This is a genomic window from Mesorhizobium sp. M7D.F.Ca.US.004.03.1.1 (assembly GCF_003998635.1).
Lineage (GTDB): Bacteria > Pseudomonadota > Alphaproteobacteria > Rhizobiales > Rhizobiaceae > Mesorhizobium > Mesorhizobium loti.
The window spans coordinates 1-4032 of sequence record NZ_RZQG01000559.1; the positions used below are offsets into that span (position 1 = coordinate 1).

Consider the following 4032-nt stretch of genomic DNA (forward strand, 5'->3'; position numbering starts at 1 on the left):
CCCGTACCGGTGCCGCCGCCCATGCCGGCGGTGACGAAGCACATATGGGTGTTGGTCAGGTGATCGAGAATTTCGTCGATGCACTCTTCCGCCGCCGCACGGCCGACTTCCGGTTGCGATCCGGCGCCAAGGCCTTCGGTGACATGCGCGCCAAGCTGGATCAGCCGTGAGGCCTTCGACATGGTCAGCGCCTGCGCGTCGGTGTTGGCCACCACGAACTCGACACCGCGCAAACCGGCGGTGATCATGTTGTTGACGGCATTGCCGCCGCCGCCGCCGACACCGAACACGGTGATGCGCGGCTTAAGCTCGGTGATGTCCGGCTTTTGCAGATTGATGGTCATTGTCTCCGTCCTTTGCCTTTCACGCCGCTTCGCCGCCGCGGCCGCCTATGGGGCTGTCCCCGTCAATTTAGAAACTGTCTCTCAACCACTGACTCATGCGATGCAGTTTTCCGCCCGTTCCGGTCATTCTGAGACCGGAAATTCCTTTCGCCGGATGGCTCTCGAAGCTCGCCATCTGCGGATAGATCAGAAGCCCTACCGCGGCCGAGAAAGCCGGCCCCTTCGCCGCTTCCGGCAGGCCGGCCACGCCGAGCGGACGGCCGATGCGCACATTGCGTCCCAGGATGCGGCGCGCCGCCTCCGGCAGGCCGGCAAGCTGGCTGGCGCCGCCGGTGAGCACGACACGCTTGCCCACCGCATTGCCGTAGCCGGACTTGTTGAGCCGGTCGCGCAGCAGTTCGAGCGTCTCGTCGATGCGAGCGCGCACGATGCGCGTCATCACCGAGCGCGGGATCTGCAAAGGCACATCGCCATCGTCGCCGATCGGCTGGATCGAAACCAGGTCGCGATCGTCAGCGCTGCCGGGCAGCGCCGAGCCATGCATCACCTTCAGCCGTTCGGCGGCATCGAGCGAGGTCGACAGTCCCTTGGCCATGTCCAGCGTGACATGATTGCCGCCGATGGCGATGGCGTCGCCATGGACGAACTTGCCTTCCGAAAACACCGAGATCGTCGTCGTGCCGCCGCCCATGTCGATGCAGGCCGCGCCCATTTCCAGTTCGTCGTCGACCAGGGCCGCCAACCCGCTGGCATAGGGCGTCGCCACCATGCGCTCGACCGACAGATGCGAACGGTTGATGGAAAGCTCCAGATTGCGCATCGGCGCGGCGTCGCCGGTCAGCACATGCATGTCGACGCCGAGTGCGTCGCCGACCATGCCGCGCGGATCACGCACGCCGCGTTCCGCATCCAGCGAGAAGCCGACTGGAAGCGAATGGATCACCTCGCGCTCGACCTTCAGCGCCTGCTTGGCGCCGGCGCCGAGAACGCGCTTGATGTCGGTCTCGTCGGCCTCATGGCCGCCAAGATTGATGGTGGCGGAGAAGGCTTCGCTCTTCAGCCGACCGGCCGTCATGTTGACGATCAGCGAATCGACCGTCAGCCCGGCCATGCGCTCCGCCGCATCGACGGCGAGACGTATGGCATGCTCGGCGCGGTCGAGATCGACGACAACCCCCGACTTCACGCCTTGCGACTTCTGATGGCCGATGCCGATAACCTGGATCCGGTGCGAGCGGCCACGCAACAGCTTGCCGTCATCGCACGGCTTCAGCTTGGCCACCATGCAGCAGACCTTGCTCGAACCGACATCCAGCACCGTCAGGGTGCCGGATCGGCGCGACGAGGCATCGCCATGACCGCCAAGCCAGCTCATATCTTCGTCTCCGGCTTGCGCTTCAGGCTCTTGGGTTTTTCGTTGAGTGCGGCTTCGCGTTGCGTTGCCGCCTCGGGTGTCAACTGCACGACCAGCCGGTCGGTCAGGCGCATGTCGACGGCGGCGATGTCGCGTGACAACAGCCCCTTGTCCTGGTCCATCTTGACGAGTTCGGCCAGCGCCTGATCCTCGTCATCCTCGGGAAGCTTGACAGTGATGCCATTGTCCAGCTTCAGGTCCCAGCGCCGTTCGCCGACGCGGATATAGCCTTTGATCCGGGTGGCGAGCTCAGGATATTTTTCGATCTTGGCGATGAAGTCGGGCGCGCTCGCCGGCGCGCCGGTGCCGATCAGCAGCGGCAGCAACACCTGCTTGCCGCCCGAGAACGGCGCGATCACAGCGCCATCCTTCTCGATGACGGACAGCTCGTCGCCCTGTTGCCAGAGCGCGAAGGCCTGGCGCTCTTCGACGCGCACTTCCAGCGTGTGCGGGTAGACCTTGCGAACCGCCGCAACCTCGATCCACGGCAGGCCGGAGATGCGCTCGCGCGCCGCCTCGGCGTCAAAGCCGATCAGCGACGTCCAACCGTCGAGCTCGAGCCTGTCGAGAATATCGATCTCCGAGGTCTGGCGATTGCCGACCACCTTGACCTGGTCGACGGCAAAGCCGGTGCGGGCAGTGATGCTCTGCACGATGCCGTCGACATGGCCGCCGAGATAGGCGCCATAGGCACTGCTCGAGGCAATCAAAACGGCCGACATCATGGCCGCGGAAAAGCGCGGCGCCTGGAATTCCCCGACGCCGAGGCGCGCCAGAATGCGCACCGGGCGGCGCAGCATCCGCGGCAGCACGAAATGGTCCAACGACAACGGCAGGCCGAACAGCGCCGGCCCGGCCGCGCCCCTCTCCTTACCCTGTCCCCATTTCAACGCAGACACGAAGCGTCCTCCACCATCCAACTCAACAAATCGCCAAACGAGTGCCCGGCCTGGGCGGCGATTTCAGGCACCAAGGACGTCGGCGTCATACCCGGCTGGGTGTTGACCTCGAGCCACACAACCTCGCCGTTTTCGGAATGCCGATCGTCATAACGGAAGTCCGACCGGGAAACGCCCCGACAGCCGATCGCTTGGTGAGCCTTGAGCGCCAGTGTTTGTATTTTTTGGTAAATATTCGGTGAAACTTTTGCGGGGCATTCGTGCTTTGATCCCCCAGCGACATATTTTGAATCATAGTCGTAGAAGGAATGGCCGGTCGGGATGATCTCGCAGACCCCCAGCGCCACATCGCCCATCACCGCGCAGGTCAGCTCGCGGCCATGGATGTAACGCTCGACCATGACGGTATCGCCATATTTCCACTCGGACGAGCCGATCACCTGCGGCGGATGCGACTGGCCTTCATGCACGATGACGACGCCGAAGCTCGAGCCCTCATTGACCGGCTTGACCACATAGGGCGGCTTCATCGGATGTTTGCTCTGGATGGCGAAGCGGCTGGCGACCTTCGATTCGGCGACCGGCACGCCGACCGCCTTGGCAACCCGCTTGGCCTGCTCCTTGTTCATGGCCAGAGCCGAGGCGAGCACGCCGGAATGGGTGTAGGGAATGCCGAGATATTCGAGGATGCCCTGGACAGTGCCGTCCTCGCCAAAAGGGCCATGCAGCGCGTTGAAGACAACATCGGGCTTGAGCTCGGCAAGCACGGAGCCGACATCGCGCCCGACATCGACGCGCGTGACCTGGTAGCCTTCCTTCTCGAGCTCATCGGCACAAGCCTTTCCCGAAGACAGGGACACGGGCCGCTCGGACGAAAAACCACCCAGCAGGACGGCCACATGCTTGCTTTTCATTCCCCGGCATCCCCTCTCACGGCGGACCAAAAACCAAGATTTTCCGCAACATTGAGTCCGAGTCTCCCAGCAGGTTGCCCCCCCCAGACGGAAAACGCGGGTAACGCGTCGAACGACTCAAATCAGGAAACGCTTTTGAGCAGAGAATCAGAGAGTTGATTCACTGGCAAGTGCTTACGATTCCGAGAGATTCACTTTCTGAGAAAATGGATGCGAAAAGCGTGTCGTTGAGTCTTTACAGCAACGGTCGCGGGTCGTTTTGATCCCGTCGAAGTTCATGTATCACATGAAGTTCGACGCGGGCTAAAGCAGCTGTCCGAGAAACTCCTGGACGGCATGCCCCGGCCGGAAATTGCCGATGCGCTTGATTTCCCATTGCAACCGGATGCCGGAATTCTCCAGCACCCGCGTGCGCACCGTCTCGCCGAGATATTCAAGATCGTAGCCGGTCGCGGTTCCCG

At 62.9% G+C, this 4032-nt stretch carries 3 protein-coding genes and 2 pseudogenes; all 5 read right to left on the minus strand.

Annotated features, from left to right (window positions below):
- Positions 1-344, minus strand: a pseudogene (locus tag EN935_RS25345) (cell division protein FtsZ); the annotation flags it as partial.
- 67 nt (positions 345-411) lie between these two features.
- Positions 412-1719 (minus strand): cell division protein FtsA, encoded by a 1308-nt coding sequence (gene ftsA / locus EN935_RS25350; RefSeq protein WP_109668243.1) that lies wholly within the window; start codon positions 1717-1719, stop codon positions 412-414.
- Positions 1716-2657 (minus strand): cell division protein FtsQ/DivIB, encoded by a 942-nt coding sequence (locus tag EN935_RS25355; RefSeq protein WP_127265448.1) that lies wholly within the window; start codon positions 2655-2657, stop codon positions 1716-1718. The genes ftsA and EN935_RS25355 overlap by 4 nt, the downstream gene beginning before the upstream one ends.
- Positions 2645-3571, minus strand: coding sequence for a D-alanine--D-alanine ligase (locus tag EN935_RS25360; protein ID WP_109668247.1), 927 nt, complete (start codon positions 3569-3571; stop codon positions 2645-2647). The genes EN935_RS25355 and EN935_RS25360 overlap by 13 nt, the downstream gene beginning before the upstream one ends.
- 303 nt (positions 3572-3874) lie before the next feature.
- Positions 3875-4032: pseudogene (locus EN935_RS42260) on the minus strand (UDP-N-acetylenolpyruvoylglucosamine reductase); the annotation flags it as partial.

Bases quoted from the DNA above. Each gene is read 5' to 3' on its own strand.
- EN935_RS25360 (WP_109668247.1), bottom strand. From the start codon at position 3,571: ATGAAAAGCAAGCATGTGGCCGTCCTGCTGGGTGGTTTTTCGTCCGAG.
- ftsA (WP_109668243.1), bottom strand. From the start codon at position 1,719: ATGAGCTGGCTTGGCGGTCATGGCGATGCCTCGTCGCGCCGATCCGGC.